The 14,049-nt window shown below is 73.5% G+C and carries 14 protein-coding genes; 6 read left to right on the top strand and 8 right to left on the bottom strand.

Going from position 1 to position 14,049, the window contains the following annotated elements:
• The coding region (locus VR44_RS48460; protein WP_052713712.1) for a hypothetical protein at positions 1 to 799 on the bottom strand (799 nt) is incomplete at its 3' end.
• A 130-nt stretch (positions 800 to 929) separates the two neighbouring features.
• Here VR44_RS48460 and VR44_RS19480 point away from each other — a divergent pair.
• Complete coding sequence (locus VR44_RS19480) at positions 930 to 2,123, top strand: amino acid deaminase/aldolase (RefSeq protein WP_045948826.1); 1,194 nt, start codon at positions 930 to 932, stop codon at positions 2,121 to 2,123.
• Here the strand turns inward: VR44_RS19480 and VR44_RS19475 are convergent.
• The 4 genes from VR44_RS19475 to VR44_RS19460 form a co-directional block, all read right to left on the bottom strand.
• Positions 2,120 to 3,403 (bottom strand): HAD family hydrolase, encoded by a 1,284-nt coding sequence (locus tag VR44_RS19475; protein ID WP_245692010.1) that lies wholly within the window; start codon positions 3,401 to 3,403, stop codon positions 2,120 to 2,122. The two genes, VR44_RS19480 and VR44_RS19475, sit on opposite strands and share 4 nt — an antisense overlap.
• 141 nt (positions 3,404 to 3,544) lie before the next feature.
• Complete coding sequence (locus VR44_RS19470; RefSeq protein WP_045948825.1) at positions 3,545 to 4,336, bottom strand: 3-oxoacyl-ACP reductase; 792 nt, start codon at positions 4,334 to 4,336, stop codon at positions 3,545 to 3,547.
• A 5-nt stretch (positions 4,337 to 4,341) separates the two neighbouring features.
• Positions 4,342 to 5,721, bottom strand: coding sequence for an aldehyde dehydrogenase family protein (locus tag VR44_RS19465; protein ID WP_045948824.1), 1,380 nt, complete (start codon positions 5,719 to 5,721; stop codon positions 4,342 to 4,344).
• A 41-nt stretch (positions 5,722 to 5,762) separates the two neighbouring features.
• Positions 5,763 to 7,127: a glutamine synthetase family protein gene (locus tag VR44_RS19460; RefSeq protein WP_045948823.1), complete on the bottom strand. Its 1,365-nt coding sequence runs from the start codon at positions 7,125 to 7,127 to the stop codon at positions 5,763 to 5,765.
• A 77-nt stretch (positions 7,128 to 7,204) separates the two neighbouring features.
• Between VR44_RS19460 and VR44_RS19455 the strand changes: the two genes are divergently transcribed.
• The 4 genes from VR44_RS19455 (at position 7,205) to VR44_RS19440 (ending at position 11,137) form a co-directional block, all read left to right on the top strand.
• On the top strand, positions 7,205 to 7,951 hold the full coding sequence (locus VR44_RS19455) for a FadR/GntR family transcriptional regulator (protein WP_045948822.1): 747 nt from the start codon (positions 7,205 to 7,207) through the stop codon (positions 7,949 to 7,951).
• Positions 7,952 to 8,058: 107 nt separating this feature from the next.
• Entirely contained in the window at positions 8,059 to 9,516 is a 1,458-nt protein-coding gene (gene eat / locus VR44_RS19450) for an ethanolamine permease (protein ID WP_045948821.1), read from the top strand.
• Between the two features lie 48 nt (positions 9,517 to 9,564).
• Positions 9,565 to 10,272: a gamma-glutamyl-gamma-aminobutyrate hydrolase family protein gene (locus VR44_RS19445; protein ID WP_045948820.1), complete on the top strand. Its 708-nt coding sequence runs from the start codon at positions 9,565 to 9,567 to the stop codon at positions 10,270 to 10,272.
• Between the two features lie 85 nt (positions 10,273 to 10,357).
• Positions 10,358 to 11,137 carry a hypothetical protein gene (locus VR44_RS19440; RefSeq protein ID WP_245692008.1) on the top strand — a complete coding sequence of 260 codons (780 nt, stop codon included), beginning with the start codon at positions 10,358 to 10,360 and terminating at the stop codon, positions 11,135 to 11,137.
• Positions 11,138 to 11,160: 23 nt separating this feature from the next.
• Here the strand turns inward: VR44_RS19440 and VR44_RS19435 are convergent, their stop codons facing one another.
• Complete coding sequence (locus VR44_RS19435) at positions 11,161 to 11,508, bottom strand: hypothetical protein (protein WP_045948818.1); 348 nt, start codon at positions 11,506 to 11,508, stop codon at positions 11,161 to 11,163.
• A gap of 117 nt (positions 11,509 to 11,625) precedes the next feature.
• Positions 11,626 to 12,543, bottom strand: coding sequence for a LysR family transcriptional regulator (locus VR44_RS19430; protein ID WP_045948817.1), 918 nt, complete (start codon positions 12,541 to 12,543; stop codon positions 11,626 to 11,628).
• Positions 12,544 to 12,613: 70 nt separating this feature from the next.
• Between VR44_RS19430 and VR44_RS19425 the strand changes: the two genes are divergently transcribed.
• Positions 12,614 to 13,738 carry a TDT family transporter gene (locus tag VR44_RS19425; RefSeq protein WP_045948816.1) on the top strand — a complete coding sequence of 375 codons (1,125 nt, stop codon included), beginning with the start codon at positions 12,614 to 12,616 and terminating at the stop codon, positions 13,736 to 13,738.
• Between the two features lie 7 nt (positions 13,739 to 13,745).
• Here VR44_RS19425 and VR44_RS19420 read toward each other — a convergent pair.
• A partial coding sequence (locus tag VR44_RS19420; protein WP_045948815.1) for a helical backbone metal receptor occupies positions 13,746 to 14,049 on the bottom strand: 304 nt, incomplete at its 5' end.

Below are 14,049 nucleotides of genomic sequence, written 5' to 3'. Positions count from 1 at the left end.
CGGCGGCCTGTGCGGTCTCGGTGGGGCGGGGCGCCGCGAGGGTGCCGAGGGTGCGTTCGACGCGGACCGCGGGGGCCTTGGCCTCGTGGCCCAGGCCCGCTTCGGCGATGGTGCCGGTGGCGCCCTGGCGGGCGCCCTCCTCGGCCGGGACCGGGGCGTCCACCGGGGCGTCCATGGTGCGGCCGTCTGCGAAGGCGGAGACGGCGTAGACCACGGCGGGGGCCTCGGCGACGACCCCGGCCGTCCAGGCGGCCCGGCGGGAGTCGGCGTACTCGTAGGCGGGCGGGGCCGGGAGGCGGCCGCGGAGCCCGTCCATGGTCTTGGAGTCGGCGGGGGTGAAGACGAGGCCGACGGTGATCAGGGTGCTGCGGGTGGAGTCCGTGTAGGTGGCGCGGAGCACGCGGGTGCAGCCGGTCGGGGTGAGCGCGGCCAGCCAGTCGGCGGGGAGGGCGGCGGCGCAGTCGGCGTCGGGGGCGAGGGCGATCCGGGTCCAGGTGCGGCCGGCGCCGCCGGGGCCGGCCTCGCGGTCCTCCAGTACGGGGGGCAGGAGGCCGTCCGCGGGGGCGGTGTGCCAGAGGGCGGCGGCCTTGCGGTAGGCGGCGTCGGGGGGCAGCGGCCGGTGGTCGGCGCGGTACCGGCTCCAGGTGGTGGCGGCGCCTCCGGCGAGGAGCGCGGAGCCGAGCAGGGCGCAGAGGACGGCGGCGGTGACGCGGGCCGGGTGGCGGCGGGGCAGGGGGGCCGGCGGCGGCTGCTGCCAGGGCTCGTCCAGGACCTCGGTCCGCGGTGTCGTCGTGGTCATGCGGCGGCTCCGCCCCCCGTTCCGTACGGCTGCCTGCCCGTACTCTACGGGGCCGCCGGGTCCGCCGGACCGGCGCCGGGTGGGGCGCGACCCCTACCCGCGGGTACGGCGGTCTGGCAAGCTGCCGCCCATGACTTCGGACCGGGCCCGGTACGACCGGGCGACCGCGCGTCTCGACGCGCCCCTGGCCATCGTGGACCTGGACGCCTTCGACGCGAACGCCGACGATCTGGTGCGCAGGGCGGGCGGGAAGCCGGTCCGGGTCGCCAGCAAGTCCGTGCGGTGCCGGGCGCTCCTCGAACGGGTCCTGGCCCGGCCGGGGTTCGCGGGGATCATGTCGTACACGCTGGCCGAGTCGCTGTGGCTGGCGCGCTCCGGGTTCGAGGACGTGCTGCTGGCCTATCCGTCGGCGGACCGGGCCGCGTTCGGGGAGCTGGCCGGGGACCCGAAACTGGCCGCCGCCGTCACGGTGATGGTCGACGATCCCGCGCAGCTGGACCTGATCGAGCGGTCGCGGGCCGGCGGGGCCGAGGAGATCCGGGTCTGTCTGGAACTGGACACCTCCTTGCGGCTGTTCGGCGGCCGGGTACGGGTCGGGGCGCGGCGCTCGCCGCTGCGCGAGCCGGGCCAACTGGCGGAGCTGGCGCGGGCGGTGGCCTCGCGGCCGGGGTTCCGGGTGGTGGGGCTGATGGCGTACGAGGGGCACGTGGCCGGGGTCGGTGACGCGGTGGCCGGGCGTCCGGTGCGCTCGCGGATGATCCGGCTGATGCAGGGCGCGGCCCGCAGGGAGCTGGCGGCGCGGCGGGGCGAGGTGGTGCGGGCCGTGCGGTCGGTGGTGCCGGACCTGGAGTTCGTCAACGGCGGCGGTACGGGGAGCGTGGCGGAGACGGCCGCCGAGGAGGCGGTGACGGAGGTCGCGGCCGGTTCGGGGCTGTACGTGCCACGGCTGTTCGACAACTACACCTCGTTCCGGGGGCGTCCGGCGGCGCTGTTCGCGCAGCCGGTGGTGCGGCGGCCGGGGGTGGGGGTGGTGACCGTGCTGGGCGGCGGTTATCCGGCGTCGGGGGCGGCGGGGGCCGACCGGCTCCCGGTGCCGTACCTGCCCGCGGGGCTGCGTTACGACCCGCAGGAGGGGGCGGGCGAGGTGCAGACCCCGCTGCTGGGGAGCCCGGCCGACGACCTGCTGATCGGCGACCGGGTCTGGTTCCGGCACGCGAAGGCCGGGGAGCTGTGCGAGCGGTTCGACACCCTGCACCTGGTGGAGGGCGACCGGGTCACGGCGTCCGTCCCGACCTATCGGGGCGAGGGGCGGACCTTCCTCTAGAACACGGTGTCCGTCTGGTCGGGGATGACGCTGGTGTCGGCCCGGCGGACGGGGGCCGGGGTGCCGTCGTGGCCGGTGTAGCCGGTGGTGGAGCAGGGGTAGGGGGTCGTCTTCTGCTTCTTCGGTTCGATGAACATCGGGTTCACGATCCACTTGCCGTCGCTGTTGTCGTAGGCGCGGCACATCAGTTCGTTCTTGTTGCGGTTGAGCACCAGGCGCAGGGCTGTGGCGTCGCGCAGGAAGGTGACGTCGGTGTCGGAGTCGCCGGCGGCGAAGACCTGGCGGCGGGCGGCGGGCTGGACCTTCTCGGCGGCCGCGCCGCGGACGCCGAAGACCTCCTTGTTGATCCAGCAGCGCTTGCCGTCCACGTAGGTGATCATCGAGTCGGCGCCGTCGGCGACGGATCCGCAGCCCTGGAGGTGGGTGGTCAGCTTCCCGTCGCGGGTGGTGTTGCGGATGCCGATGACGTGGTCGGCGGTGACGCCGACGCCCCGGGCCCAGACCTCGACGACGGGCTGGGGGGAGGCGGAGCTGATCCAGACGTCGAAGCCGGCCGCCTGGAGGTTCTTGATGAGGTCGCGCTGCTGGTCGTAGTAGCGGACCCAGCCGGTGGCGGTGGTGGTGCCGACCTGCTGCTTGGTGCCGATGGGGGCGGCGAGGTTCTCGGTGCGGGCGGCGGCGGCGAAGGCCCGGACCTGGCCCGGGGTCCAGCCCTGGAGGAGCTGGGTCAGCCAGGCGTAGGCGGGTTCGATGGTGCGGCGGTCCCAGCCGGCGAAGGCGGTGGCGCCGGTGCGGGTGGCGGAGGTGCCGTAGACGGCGGCCACTTCGTCGGCGCAGGCCGCGCCCTCGGGGGTGCCGGTGGGCAGGGGGGTGCCGGGGAGGGCGAGGGGGTCGCAGGCGGTGGCGAGGGCCTGGGCCGCGGCGGGGGTGAGGTAGCGGCTGGTGGTCTTCCAGTCGGCGGGGCGGCGGATCTTGCCGTTGCGCAGGAGCCAGAACATGGTGGCGTCGCCGACGTCGTTCTTGACGACGGTGTTGTCCCAGTCGAAGACGGCGACGGGCTTGTCGCGGCTGGGGCGGTAGGGGTTGCACCTGCCGTACTGGTCGATGAGCTGCTGGAGGCGGGCCCGGTTGTCCCCGTACCAGCCCGCGGCGAGCTCGGGCGTGGCGCAGGCGGGGTGTGCGGTGGCCTGGGCGGGGGCGGCCGCGGTCAGGGTCGCGGCGGCCATCGCGGCGGCGGCGCCGGCTGCCTGGAGCCGGCGGCGGGTGCTGGGTCGGGTCACGGGGGTGGTCGCTCCTGGTTCTCGTTCAAGATCGTCAGGGACGGTAGGGCACGACAGCCGGGCGTCGTGCGACGCCCGGCTGTCGTGGGGGTGGTGCCCAGGTGAACGTTGGGTGCCTACGGGGCCCGTCGGCGGAGCCGCCTACAGGGGCGTCACGTACGCGCCCGAGATGCCGCCGTCGACCAGGAAGTCGGTGGCGTTGATGAAGGAGGAGTCGTCGCTGGCGAGGAAGGCGACGGCGGCGGCGATCTCGGTGGGCTCGGCGAAGCGGCCGAGCGGGATGTGGACCAGGCGGCGGGCGGCCCGCTCGGGGTCCTTGGCGAACAGCTCCTGGAGCAGCGGGGTGTTGACGGGTCCCGGGCAGAGGGCGTTGACGCGGATGCCCTCGCGGGCGAACTGGACGCCGAGTTCGCGGGACATGGCCAGGACGCCGCCCTTGGAGGCGGTGTAGGAGATCTGGGAGGTGGCGGCGCCCATGATGGCGACGAAGGAGGCGGTGTTGATGATGGAGCCGCGGCCCTGGCGCTGCATGTAGGGGAGGGCGGCCTTGCAGCAGAGGTAGACGGAGGTGAGGTTGACGTCCTGGACGCGGCGCCAGGCGTCGAGCTCGGTGGTGAGGATGGAGTCGTCGTCCGGGGGCGAGATGCCGGCGTTGTTGAAGGCGATGTCGACGGAGCCGTAGGTGTCGAAGGCCGTCTTGAAGAGGGCGTCGACCTGCTCCTTGTCGGTGACGTCGACCTGGACGAAGGTGCCGCCGACCTCCTCGGCGGCGGCCTTGCCGGCGAGGGGGTCGATGTCGGCGCAGACGACGTTGGCGCCTTCGGAGGCCAGGCGGCGGGCGGTGGCGAGGCCGATGCCGCTGCCGGCTCCGGTGATGACGGCGGTGCGGCCGACCAGGCGGCGGCAGACGATCTCTTCGGTGCGGTCGGTCATGGGGTTCAGGCCTCCGTGCTGATGAAGACGTTCTTGGTCTCGGTGAATGCGGTGAGGGCGTCGGGTCCGAGCTCGCGGCCGAGTCCGGACTGCTTGTATCCGCCGAAGGGGGTCCAGTAGCGGACGCTGCTGTGGGAGTTGACGGAGAGGTTGCCGGCCTGGACGGCGCGGGAGACGCGCAGGGCGCGGCCGACGTCGCGGGTCCAGAGGGAGCCGGAGAGGCCGTACTCGGTGGCGTTGGCGAGGCGTACGGCGTCCTCCTCGTCCTCGAAGGGGAGGAGGACGGCGACGGGTCCGAAGACCTCCTCGGCGGCCACGGGCGCGGTGGGGTCGACGTCCGTGACCAGGGTCGGCGGGTACCAGAAGCCGGGGCCCTCGGGGGCGGTGCCGCGGACCGCCTTGAGGTCGTCGGTGACGTAGGCGCGGACGCGCTCCAGCTGGGCGGCGGAGATGAGGGGGCCCATCTGGGTCTTCTCGTCGAGGGGATCGCCGACGACCACGGAGGTGAGGGCGGGGGTGACGAGGTCGAGGAAGCGGTCGTAGACGGAGCGCTGGACGAGGATGCGGGTACGGGCGCAGCAGTCCTGGCCGGTGTTGTCGAGGTAGGCCATGGGGGCGGCGGCGGCCGCGGTTTCGAGGTCGGCGTCGGCAAAGACGATGTTGGGGCTCTTGCCGCCGAGTTCGAGGGTGACGCGCTTCACCCGGTCGGCGCACTTGGACATGATCTGCTTGCCGGTGCGGGTGGAGCCGGTGAAGACGATCTTCGCGATTCCGGGGTGTTCGACCAGGGCGTCGCCGGTGACCGCTCCGTGGCCGGGGAGCACCTGGAAGAGGTGTTCGGGGATCCCGGCTTCGAGGGCGAGCTCGGCGAGGCGCAGGGCGGTGAGGGGGGTGGTCTCGGCGGGCTTGAGGATGACGGCGTTGCCGGCGGCCAGGGCGGGTGCCAGGCCCCAGGCGGCGATCGGCATGGGGAAGTTCCAGGGTGCGATCACGCCGATGACGCCGAGGGGTTCGAGGAAGGTGACGTCGATGCCTCCCGCGACGGGGATCTGGCGTCCGGAGAGCCGCTCGACTCCCCCGGCGGCGAAGTCCAGCAGGTCGCGGACGTTGCCGGCTTCCCAGCGGGCGTTGCCGAGGGTGTGGCCGGCTTCGCGGACCTCCAGGCGGGCCAGTTCCTCGAGGTGTCCGTCGACGACCGCGGCGAAGCGGCGCAGGATCCGGGCCCGGTCGGCGGGGGCGGCGGCGGCCCAGCCGCGCTGGGCGGTGGTGGCGCGTGCGACGGCTCTGCCGACGTCGTCCCGTGTGGCGGCCGGGACGGTGGCGACGAGTTCCTCGGTGGCCGGGTTGAGCACCCTCAGGTGGGAGGGGTCCAGCGCTTCGGACACGTGGTGCCTTTCTGGGTGGGTGCGGTGCGGACCGGGGCGGGTCAGAGGCGTTCGAAGGAGCGGCGGCGTTCCCAGTCGGTGACGGCGGAGTCGTAGGCGTCGAGTTCGACGCGGGCCATGTTGCGGTAGTGGGCGACGACCTCCGGGCCGAAGGCGGCCTTGGCGATCTCGCTGTTCTCCCAGAGTTCGGCGGCCTCGCGCAGGGTGGTGGGGACGTGGGCGAAGTCGGCGGTGTAGGCGTTGCCGGCGCAGGCCTCGGGGAGTTCGAGGCGGTTCTCGACGCCGTAGAGTCCGGCCGCGATCAGGCCGGCGACGGCGAGGTAGGGGTTGACGTCGCCGCCGGGGAGGCGGTTCTCGAAGCGCATGGAGCGGCCGTGGCCGACCACGCGCAGGGCGCAGGTGCGGTTGTCGACGCCCCAGGCGACGGCGGTGGGCGCGAAGGATCCCGGGCGGAAACGCTTGTACGAGTTGATGTTGGGGGCGTAGAGAAGGGAGAAGTCGCGCAGCGCGGCCAGCTGGCCGGCCAGGAAGTGCCGCATCAGCGGGGACATGCCGCCCGGGCCGTCTCCGGCCATGGCGTTGTGTCCGTCGGTGTCGGTGAGCGAGAGGTGGATGTGACAGGAGTTGCCCTCGCGCTCGTCGAACTTGGCCATGAAGGTGAGCGAGACGCCTTCCTGGGAGGCGATCTCCTTGGCCCCGGTCTTGTAGACGGAGTGCTGGTCGCAGGTGGTGAGCGCCTCGTCGTAGCGGAAGGCGATCTCGTGCTGGCCGAGGTTGCACTCGCCCTTGGCGGATTCGACGGTCAGGCCGGCGGCCTGCATCTCGTTGCGGATCCGGCGCAGCAGGGGTTCGATGCGGCCGGTGCCGAGGACGGAGTAGTCGATGTTGTACTGGTTGGCGGGGGTCAGGGCGCGGTAGTCGGCGTTCCAGGCCTGTTCGTAGGTGTCCTGGAAGACCATGAACTCCAGCTCGGTGCCGACCATGGCGGTGTAGCCCTGTTCGGCGAGGCGCTCCAGCTGGCGGCGCAGGATCTGGCGGGGAGCGGCGACGACGGGCGTGCCGTCGTGCCAGGCGAGGTCCGCGAGGACGAAGGCGCTGCCGGGGTTCCAGGGGATGCGGCGGAGGGTGGCGAGGTCGGGGTGCATGGCGAAGTCGCCGTATCCCCGGTCCCAGGAGGACATCTCGTAGCCGTCGACGGTGTTCATCTCGGTGTCGACGGCGAGGAGGTAGTTGCAGCCCTCGGTGCCGTGGTCGAGGACCTCGTCCAGGAAGAACTGTGCGGCGAACCGCTTGCCCTGGAGTCGTCCCTGCATGTCGGGGAAGGCCAGGACGACGGTGTCGATCTCACCGCTGGCGACGAGGGCACGGAGCTCCTCGGGCGCGAGCGGCGGCTTGCGGTCTACCACGGGGATCTCTCCTTCGGTGAGCCGAGGAGGCCTAAGGTATTGAACAGAACCATTGCTTGGGAAGGGGAGGAGCCAAGATGACCGACACGGCGGGCGACGGGGGCGCGATCGCGCGGCTCAATCCGGTGCTGCGGCAGGTCCGGGCGGGCAACGGTTTCGAGGAGGCGCTCGAACAGATCCTCCAGGTCGTCCGGCTGGGCCTGGTGCCGGGCGGGGAACGGCTGCCGCCGGAGCGGGAGTTGGCGGAGCGGATGGGGATCAGCCGGGTCACCCTGCGCGAGGTGCTGAAGGTGCTGCAGGACCAGGGCCTGGTCGAGGCCCGGCGCGGCCGGTACGGGGGCACGTTCGTGCTGGCCCGCCCCGACACCCCGGCCGGCGGGGCCGAGGAGGAGCTGCGGCGGCGCGTGGCGGGGGTGGACATCGAGGACGTGCTGCGCTTCCGCGAGGTCCTGGAGGTGGGGGCGGCCGGCCTGTGCGCCTCGCAGGGCCTCTCCGAGGAGGGCGCAGAGCGGCTGCTGGGCGCGCTCGCCGCCACCCACGACGCCCCGCTCGCCGAGTACCGCCGCCAGGACACCCTCTTCCACCTGACGCTCTGCGAACTGGCCGGATCCGCCAGCCTGACGGCCCAGTACGCGGCCGTCCGGGCCCGGGTCAACGACCTGCTGGACTGCATCCCGCTGCTGGTGCGCAACCTGGAGCACTCCCAGCAGCAGCACAGCGCCCTGGTGGAGGCGGTGCTGGAGCGGGACGCGGAGGCGGCGCGGGCGGTGATGCGCGAGCACTGCTGCGGTACGGCGGCCCTGCTGCGCGGGTTCCTGGCCTGAGGCGGGTGAGGTTCTCGTTACCTCCGTTTTACGCAGGGGTCTTGCGCGCTCCCTGCCCTTGACGCAAAGGTACGCAGCGAAACCTTTTCCCCCGGGCAGGAGCGCACATGGCCGAAGACCTTTCCACCGCGCCCGCATCACCAGCCGTCGGGGACACCGACGCGGAGTACCTCCAGCGGCGGACCCTGCGCCGCGGCAGCGCCGGCTGGCTGCTGCTGACCGGACTCGGCGTCGCGTACGTCGTCTCCGGGGACTTCTCCGGCTGGAACGTGGGTCTGTCCAAGGGCGGTTTCGGCGGCCTGGCCGTGGCCACGGTGCTCATGGGCGCCATGTACGCCTGCCTGGTCTTCTCCCTCGCCGAACTGTCCACCATCCTCCCGACGGCGGGCGGCGGCTACGGCTTCGCCCGCCGCGCGCTGGGCCCCTGGGGCGGCTTCCTCACCGGAACCGCCATCCTCATCGAGTACGTGCTCGCCCCGGCGGCGATCGTCATCTTCATCGGCGACTACGTCGAATCCCTGGGCCTGTTCGGCCTGACCTCCAGCTGGCCGGTCTACCTCGGCTGCTTCGTCCTCTTCATCGGCGTCCACCTGTGGGGCGTGGGCGAGGCCCTGCGCTTCAGCCTCGTCGTCACCGCCGTCGCCGTCGCCGCCCTGCTGATCTTCGCCGTCGGCGCCCTCACGGACTTCGACGCGGGCTCGCTCGACAACGTCCCCGTGGACCCCGGCGCGTTCGGCTCCAACTCCTGGCTGCCCTTCGGCGTCCTCGGCATCTGGGCCGCGTTCCCCTTCGGCATGTGGTTCTTCCTCGGCGTCGAGGGCGTGCCGCTCGCGGCGGAGGAGGCCAAGGACCCGGTCCGCTCCATGCCGAGGGCGCTGGCCATCTCCATGGGCATCCTCGCCCTGCTCGCCCTGGTCACCTTCTTCGCCGCCACCGGCGCCCAGGGCGCCGACGCCGTGAAGTCCGCCGGGAACCCCCTGGTCGTGGCCCTGGAGGGGGACGGCGGCCCCACCGCCCTCAGCCGCTTCGTCAACTACGCGGGCCTGGCGGGCCTGGTCGCCTCCTTCTTCTCCCTCATCTACGCCGGCTCCCGCCAGCTGTTCGCCCTCTCCCGGGCCGGCTACCTCCCGCGCTTCCTGTCACTGACCTCCAAGCGCAAGGCCCCGTACCTCGGACTGGTGATTCCCGGCGCGATCGGTTTCGCCCTCGCGGCGGCCACCGGCAACGGGGCGCGGATGCTGAACATCGCCGTGTTCGGGGCGACCATCTCCTACGCCCTGATGGCCCTCTCCCACATCGTGCTGCGCCGCCGCGAACCCGGACTGGAGCGCCCGTACCGCACCCCCGGAGGGGTCCTGACCTCGTCCGTGGCCTTCGTCCTCGCCCTTTCGGCCCTGGTCGCCACCTTCCTGGTGGACATCGACGCGGCCCTCATCGCCCTCGCCGTGTACGCCGTCGCCCTCGCCTACTTCGCCTTCTACAGCCGCCACCGTCTGGTGGCCTCCGCACCCGAGGAAGAGTTCGCGGCGCTGGCGGAAGCCGAGGCGGAGTTGACCCGCGACTGAAATCCTGATCCCGCACCCTGCTCCCGGCACCACCCTGGAGGTAACACCGTGCCCAGGCCGCTCATCGGCATCACCACCTACGTGGAGGAGTCCACCCGCTACGGGGCATGGGACCTTCCCACGTCGCTCGTCCCGTCCGGCTACTACGAACTGGTCCAGGCGGCGGGCGGCGCGGCCGTCCTGCTGCCCCCGGACGACACGGACCGGGCGGCGGAGGTGCTGGGACGGCTGGACGGGCTCATCGTCTCCGGCGGCCCGGACGTGGACCCGGTCCGCTACGGGGCCCCGCGCGACCCCCGTACGGGCGCCCCCGCCACCGTGCGCGACGAGTGGGAACTGGCGCTGATCCAGGCCGCCCTGACGGGCGGTCTCCCCCTCCTCGGCATCTGCCGGGGCATGCAGGCGCTGAACGTGGCCCTCGGCGGCACCCTCATCCAGCACATCGACGGCCACGTCCACACCCCGGGCGTCACCTCCTGGCACCCCGTCACCCCGGTGGCGGGCACCCGGTACGCGGAGCTGGTCCCGGAGGTCGCTGACGTCCCGACGTACCACCACCAGGCGGTGGACCGCCTCGGCCGGGGTCTGGTCGTCTCGGCGTACGCGCAGGACGGCACGGTCGAGGCCATCGAGGACCCCGACCGGTCGAACTGGGTCGTGGGCGTTCAGTGGCACCCCGAACGGGACAAGGACACCCGGGTGATGGCCTCCTTCATCGAGGCGGCCGCCGCCCTGCGGGCGGTACCGGTCTCCTGACGCGGCGCGGGCCACGCGGGGCGTCCCCGCGCGTGGCCCGCGGGCACGAATGGCCCTCCGGGCACATGGGGCGCACGCTGGGAGGGTGCGGACCGAAGCCAACGGAACGGCGACCGGCCCGGTCGCCCGGTTCCTGGAGAACCCGGTCGTCGGGATGGCCCCGTGGATCGTCTTCTCTCTGCTGGCCGGCCCGGGACGGTTCGAGATCGCGGTCGGGATCGCCCTGGGCCTCACCGTCGCCCTCGTCGTGGCGGGCCGGGTGGTGCACCGGGGCAGCTCCTGGAAGCTGTTGGAGCTGGCCGACGTGGTGTTCTTCGCCGCGCTCGCCGTCATCGGCGCCCTGGCGGACGACGGTACGCTGCGCTGGCTGGAAACGTACGCGGGCGAGGTGGCGAGCCTGACCCTGACGGCGATCGCCTTCGGCTCGATGGCGTTCCGGATGCCGTTCACCCTCCAGTACGCCCGGGAGCGGACCGACCCCTCGGTGTGGCACTCTCCCGCCTTCCTCCGCACCAATTACATGATCACCGGGGTGTGGGGGCTGGCCTTCCTGGTGTCGGCCCTCGCGGGCGGCTTCGGGGACCTGGTGTTGCACGAGCCGGACAACATCTGGACGGCCTGGATCGTCCCGGTCCTGGCCATCGTCGCCGCCCTGCGGTTCACCGCCTGGTACCCGGACGTCGTCCGGGCCCGTGCCCGCGGCGAGCCCGGACCGGGCCCGGCGTCCCTGCTGCTGCCGCTGGCGGGGCTGCTGGTACCGGTCGGGATCGCGGTGCTGGTCTTCGACGGCGGGGTGTGGTGGCTGGGAGTGGCCCTGATCGTGGCGGGCGTCCTCCTGACGAAGGCGCTCCAGGCCGGCACCTGACCCGGGCCACGCCCGGCCCCGGATCAGCTGAAGACGACCGAGCGGAGCTTCAGCTTGCTGGTGCCGTAGCCCGTGATCGGGCGCAGGGAGAAGAAGTCACCCTCGCACTCGGCTTCGGTGAACACCGTGGCCGTGGCGTTGGTCCGGTTGCGCGGGGAGAACGCGGGCTCGCTGGCGTTGGGGTCGGCGACCTCGGGGAGGGTGATGCACTCACGGCTCTCGGGGTCGATCAGGGCGCGGATGTGCGTCTTTCCGTCCAGGCCGACGTAGCTGTACTGGAACTCGCCGATCGCGGCGGAGGCGGACTGCGGGACGGCCAGCAGGAGGGTGAAGGCGCCGAGGGCGGCGATGGAGGCGCGGCGGAGTCGCATGGGGATCCTCTCGGGAAGGCAACCAAAGGTGCGGGAGCCAACTTCCCGACCGGCCCGGCCCACGTCACCGCCGCCGCGCGCCGAATCGATTCCGCGTCACCCGCACGGCGGGGAGCGTTACCGTCGGGTCAGCGACAGCAGGTCGCGGGCCGGCCCCGCCGGGCGGGTGCCCGTGGGCCAGACGGCGCGCAGGGCGCGGGCCAGGGCGGCCCCCGGCACGGGCACCGATACCAGCCGGCGCGCGGCCAGCTCCTCCACCAGCGCGAGTTCCGACAGCACGCACGGCCCCGCCCCGCTGAGCGCCGCCGCCTTGACGGCAGTGGTCGAGGCGAGCTCCAGCAGCGGCTGCGCCAGCCCCCCGGACCCGGCCAGCGCCGCGTCCAGCACCTGCCGCGTCCCCGATCCCCGCTCCCGCAGGATCAGCGGCGCCGCCGCCAGCTCCGCCGGCTCCACCCCCTTCGAGCGCCGCGCCCACGGGTGCGTCGGGGCCACCGCCACCACCAGGCGGTCCTGCGCGATGACGGCCGAGTCCAGCCCGTCCGGGACCGTCAGCCCCTCCACGAACCCCAGGTCGGCCTCGTGCGCGAGCACCCGCTGGGCCACGTCCGCCGAGTTCCCCGCGTGCAGCGAGACTGCCGTCCCCGGCCGCTCCCCCCGCAGGGCGATCAGCCACCCGGGCAGCAGGTACTCGGCGATGGTCATACTGGCCGCCACCCGCAGCCGCGAGTCCCGCCGCCCGCGCAGCGCCTGCGCGCCCGCGTCGAAGGCCTCGGCGGCCTCCACCACCCGCCGGGCCCAGTCCGTGACCAGCGCGCCCTCGGCCGTCAGCGTCGAGCCGCGCGGGGAGCGGTCCACCAGGGCGACCCCCAGCCGGGTCTCCATCGCCCGGATCCGGCTGCTCGCCGCCGGCTGCGTGATGCCCAGCCGTCGCGCGGCGCCGCTCAGGCTGCCGACCCGCGCCACCGTGAGCAGCAGCTCCAGCGCGCCCAGGTCCGGCACGCGGTGTGCGAGCGGAACCGTCTCCTCGTTACCCATAACATCAGTTTATGGCCTTATAGACGTGCGGCCTCTGCCGTACGGCCCCGGCCGACGGGACGCTGGACCCATGGCCACCACCGCCCCCGTGCACTTCCGAACCACCGTCCCCGCCGCTCCCCGGGCCCACAAGGCCCCGCGGCTGCGGGACCTCGGCCCCAACTGGTACGCCTCCGTCATGGGCACGGCGATCATCGCGAACGCCGGCGGGACCCTCCCGTACCAGCTCCCCGGCCAGCGCGCCGTCTGCGCGTTCCTCTGGGCGCTGTCCGCCGTGGCCCTCGCCGTCCTGCTGGGCGCCCGCGCCCTGCACTGGCGCCACCACCCCGACCAGGCCCGCGCCCACCTCCTCGACCCCGCCGTCGCCCCCTTCTACGGGTGCCTGTCGATGGCCCTGCTGGCCGTCGGCGCCGGCACCCTGATCGTCGGGAAGGACCTCATCGGGCAGAGCCCGGCCGTCGCCGTCGACGCCGTGCTGTTCACCGCCGGTACCGTCGTCGGGCTGGTCATGGCCGTCGTCGTGCCCTACCTGATGGTGGTCCGCCACAAGGTCGAGGCCTCCCAGGCCAGTCCCGTCTGGCTGCTGCCCGTGGTCGCGCCGATGGTGTCCGCCGCCGTCGGCCCCCTGCTCGTCCCCCACCTGCCCGCCGGGCAGCCCCGGGAGGCCCTGCTGCTGGCCTGCTACGCGATGTTCGGCGTCAGCCTGCTCGCGGTCCTGCTGCTGCTCCCCCTGGTCTTCGGCCGGCTGATCACCCACGGCCCCCTGCCCCTGGCGCTGACCCCCGCCCTGTTCCTGGTCCTCGGCCCCCTCGGCCAGTCCACCACCGCCGTCAACCAGCTGGCCGACGTGGCGCCCGGCGCCATCGACGCCCCCTACGCCGGGGCGCTCGGCGCCTTCGCCGTCGTCTACGGGGTCCCCGTCATGGGCTTCGCCCTGCTGTGGCTGGCCCTCGCGGCCGCGATGCTGGTCCGGGCGGCCCGCGACGGCATGGGCTTCGCGATGACCTGGTGGGCGCTGACCTTTCCCGTGGGCACCTGTGTGACCGGCGCCGCCGGACTGGCCCGGCACACCGGGCTGGACGCCTTCGCCTGGCTGGCCGCGGCCCTGTTCCTCGGCCTGGTCACCGCCTGGCTGCTCGCCGCCGTCCACACCCTGCGGGGCCTGCTCACCGGCCGCCTGCTGCCCGCGACCTGAGAGACGGCTACAGCGCCGCCCGCACGGCCGCCGCCAGGACCTGGGGGGCCTGGGCCAGCGAGGGCCCGTACCAGGTCAGGTGGCGGCCGCTGACGAGCGCGGCGGGCAGGCCGGGGAAGGCCTCCGGGCCGTCGTCCGCCGTGAAGCGGTACGGCTCGTCGGGGAGCACCACCAGATCGCAGCCGCTCCCCGCGAGCTCCGCCGCCGGTACCTTCGGGTACCGCCCGGGGTGCCCGGCGTAGACGTTGCGGATCCCGAGGCGGGCCAGGAGGTCGCCCGCGAAGGTGTCCCGGCCCAGCACCATCCAGGGC

Source organism: Streptomyces katrae, assembly GCF_000966975.1.
Lineage (GTDB): Bacteria > Actinomycetota > Actinomycetes > Streptomycetales > Streptomycetaceae > Streptomyces > Streptomyces katrae.
The sequence above is the reverse complement of the archived record's forward strand: the minus strand, read 5'-3'. Positions and strand labels throughout refer to the sequence as shown.

Bases quoted from the DNA above. Each gene is read 5' to 3' on its own strand.
- VR44_RS19480 (WP_045948826.1), top strand. From the start codon at position 930: ATGACTTCGGACCGGGCCCGGTACGACCGGGCGACCGCGCGTCTCGAC.
- VR44_RS19470 (WP_045948825.1), bottom strand. From the start codon at position 4,336: ATGACCGACCGCACCGAAGAGATCGTCTGCCGCCGCCTGGTCGGCCGC.
- VR44_RS19455 (WP_045948822.1), top strand. From the start codon at position 7,205: ATGACCGACACGGCGGGCGACGGGGGCGCGATCGCGCGGCTCAATCCG.
- eat (WP_045948821.1), top strand. From the start codon at position 8,059: ATGGCCGAAGACCTTTCCACCGCGCCCGCATCACCAGCCGTCGGGGAC.
- VR44_RS19435 (WP_045948818.1), bottom strand. From the start codon at position 11,508: ATGCGACTCCGCCGCGCCTCCATCGCCGCCCTCGGCGCCTTCACCCTC.
- VR44_RS19430 (WP_045948817.1), bottom strand. From the start codon at position 12,543: ATGGGTAACGAGGAGACGGTTCCGCTCGCACACCGCGTGCCGGACCTG.
- VR44_RS19425 (WP_045948816.1), top strand. From the start codon at position 12,614: ATGGCCACCACCGCCCCCGTGCACTTCCGAACCACCGTCCCCGCCGCT.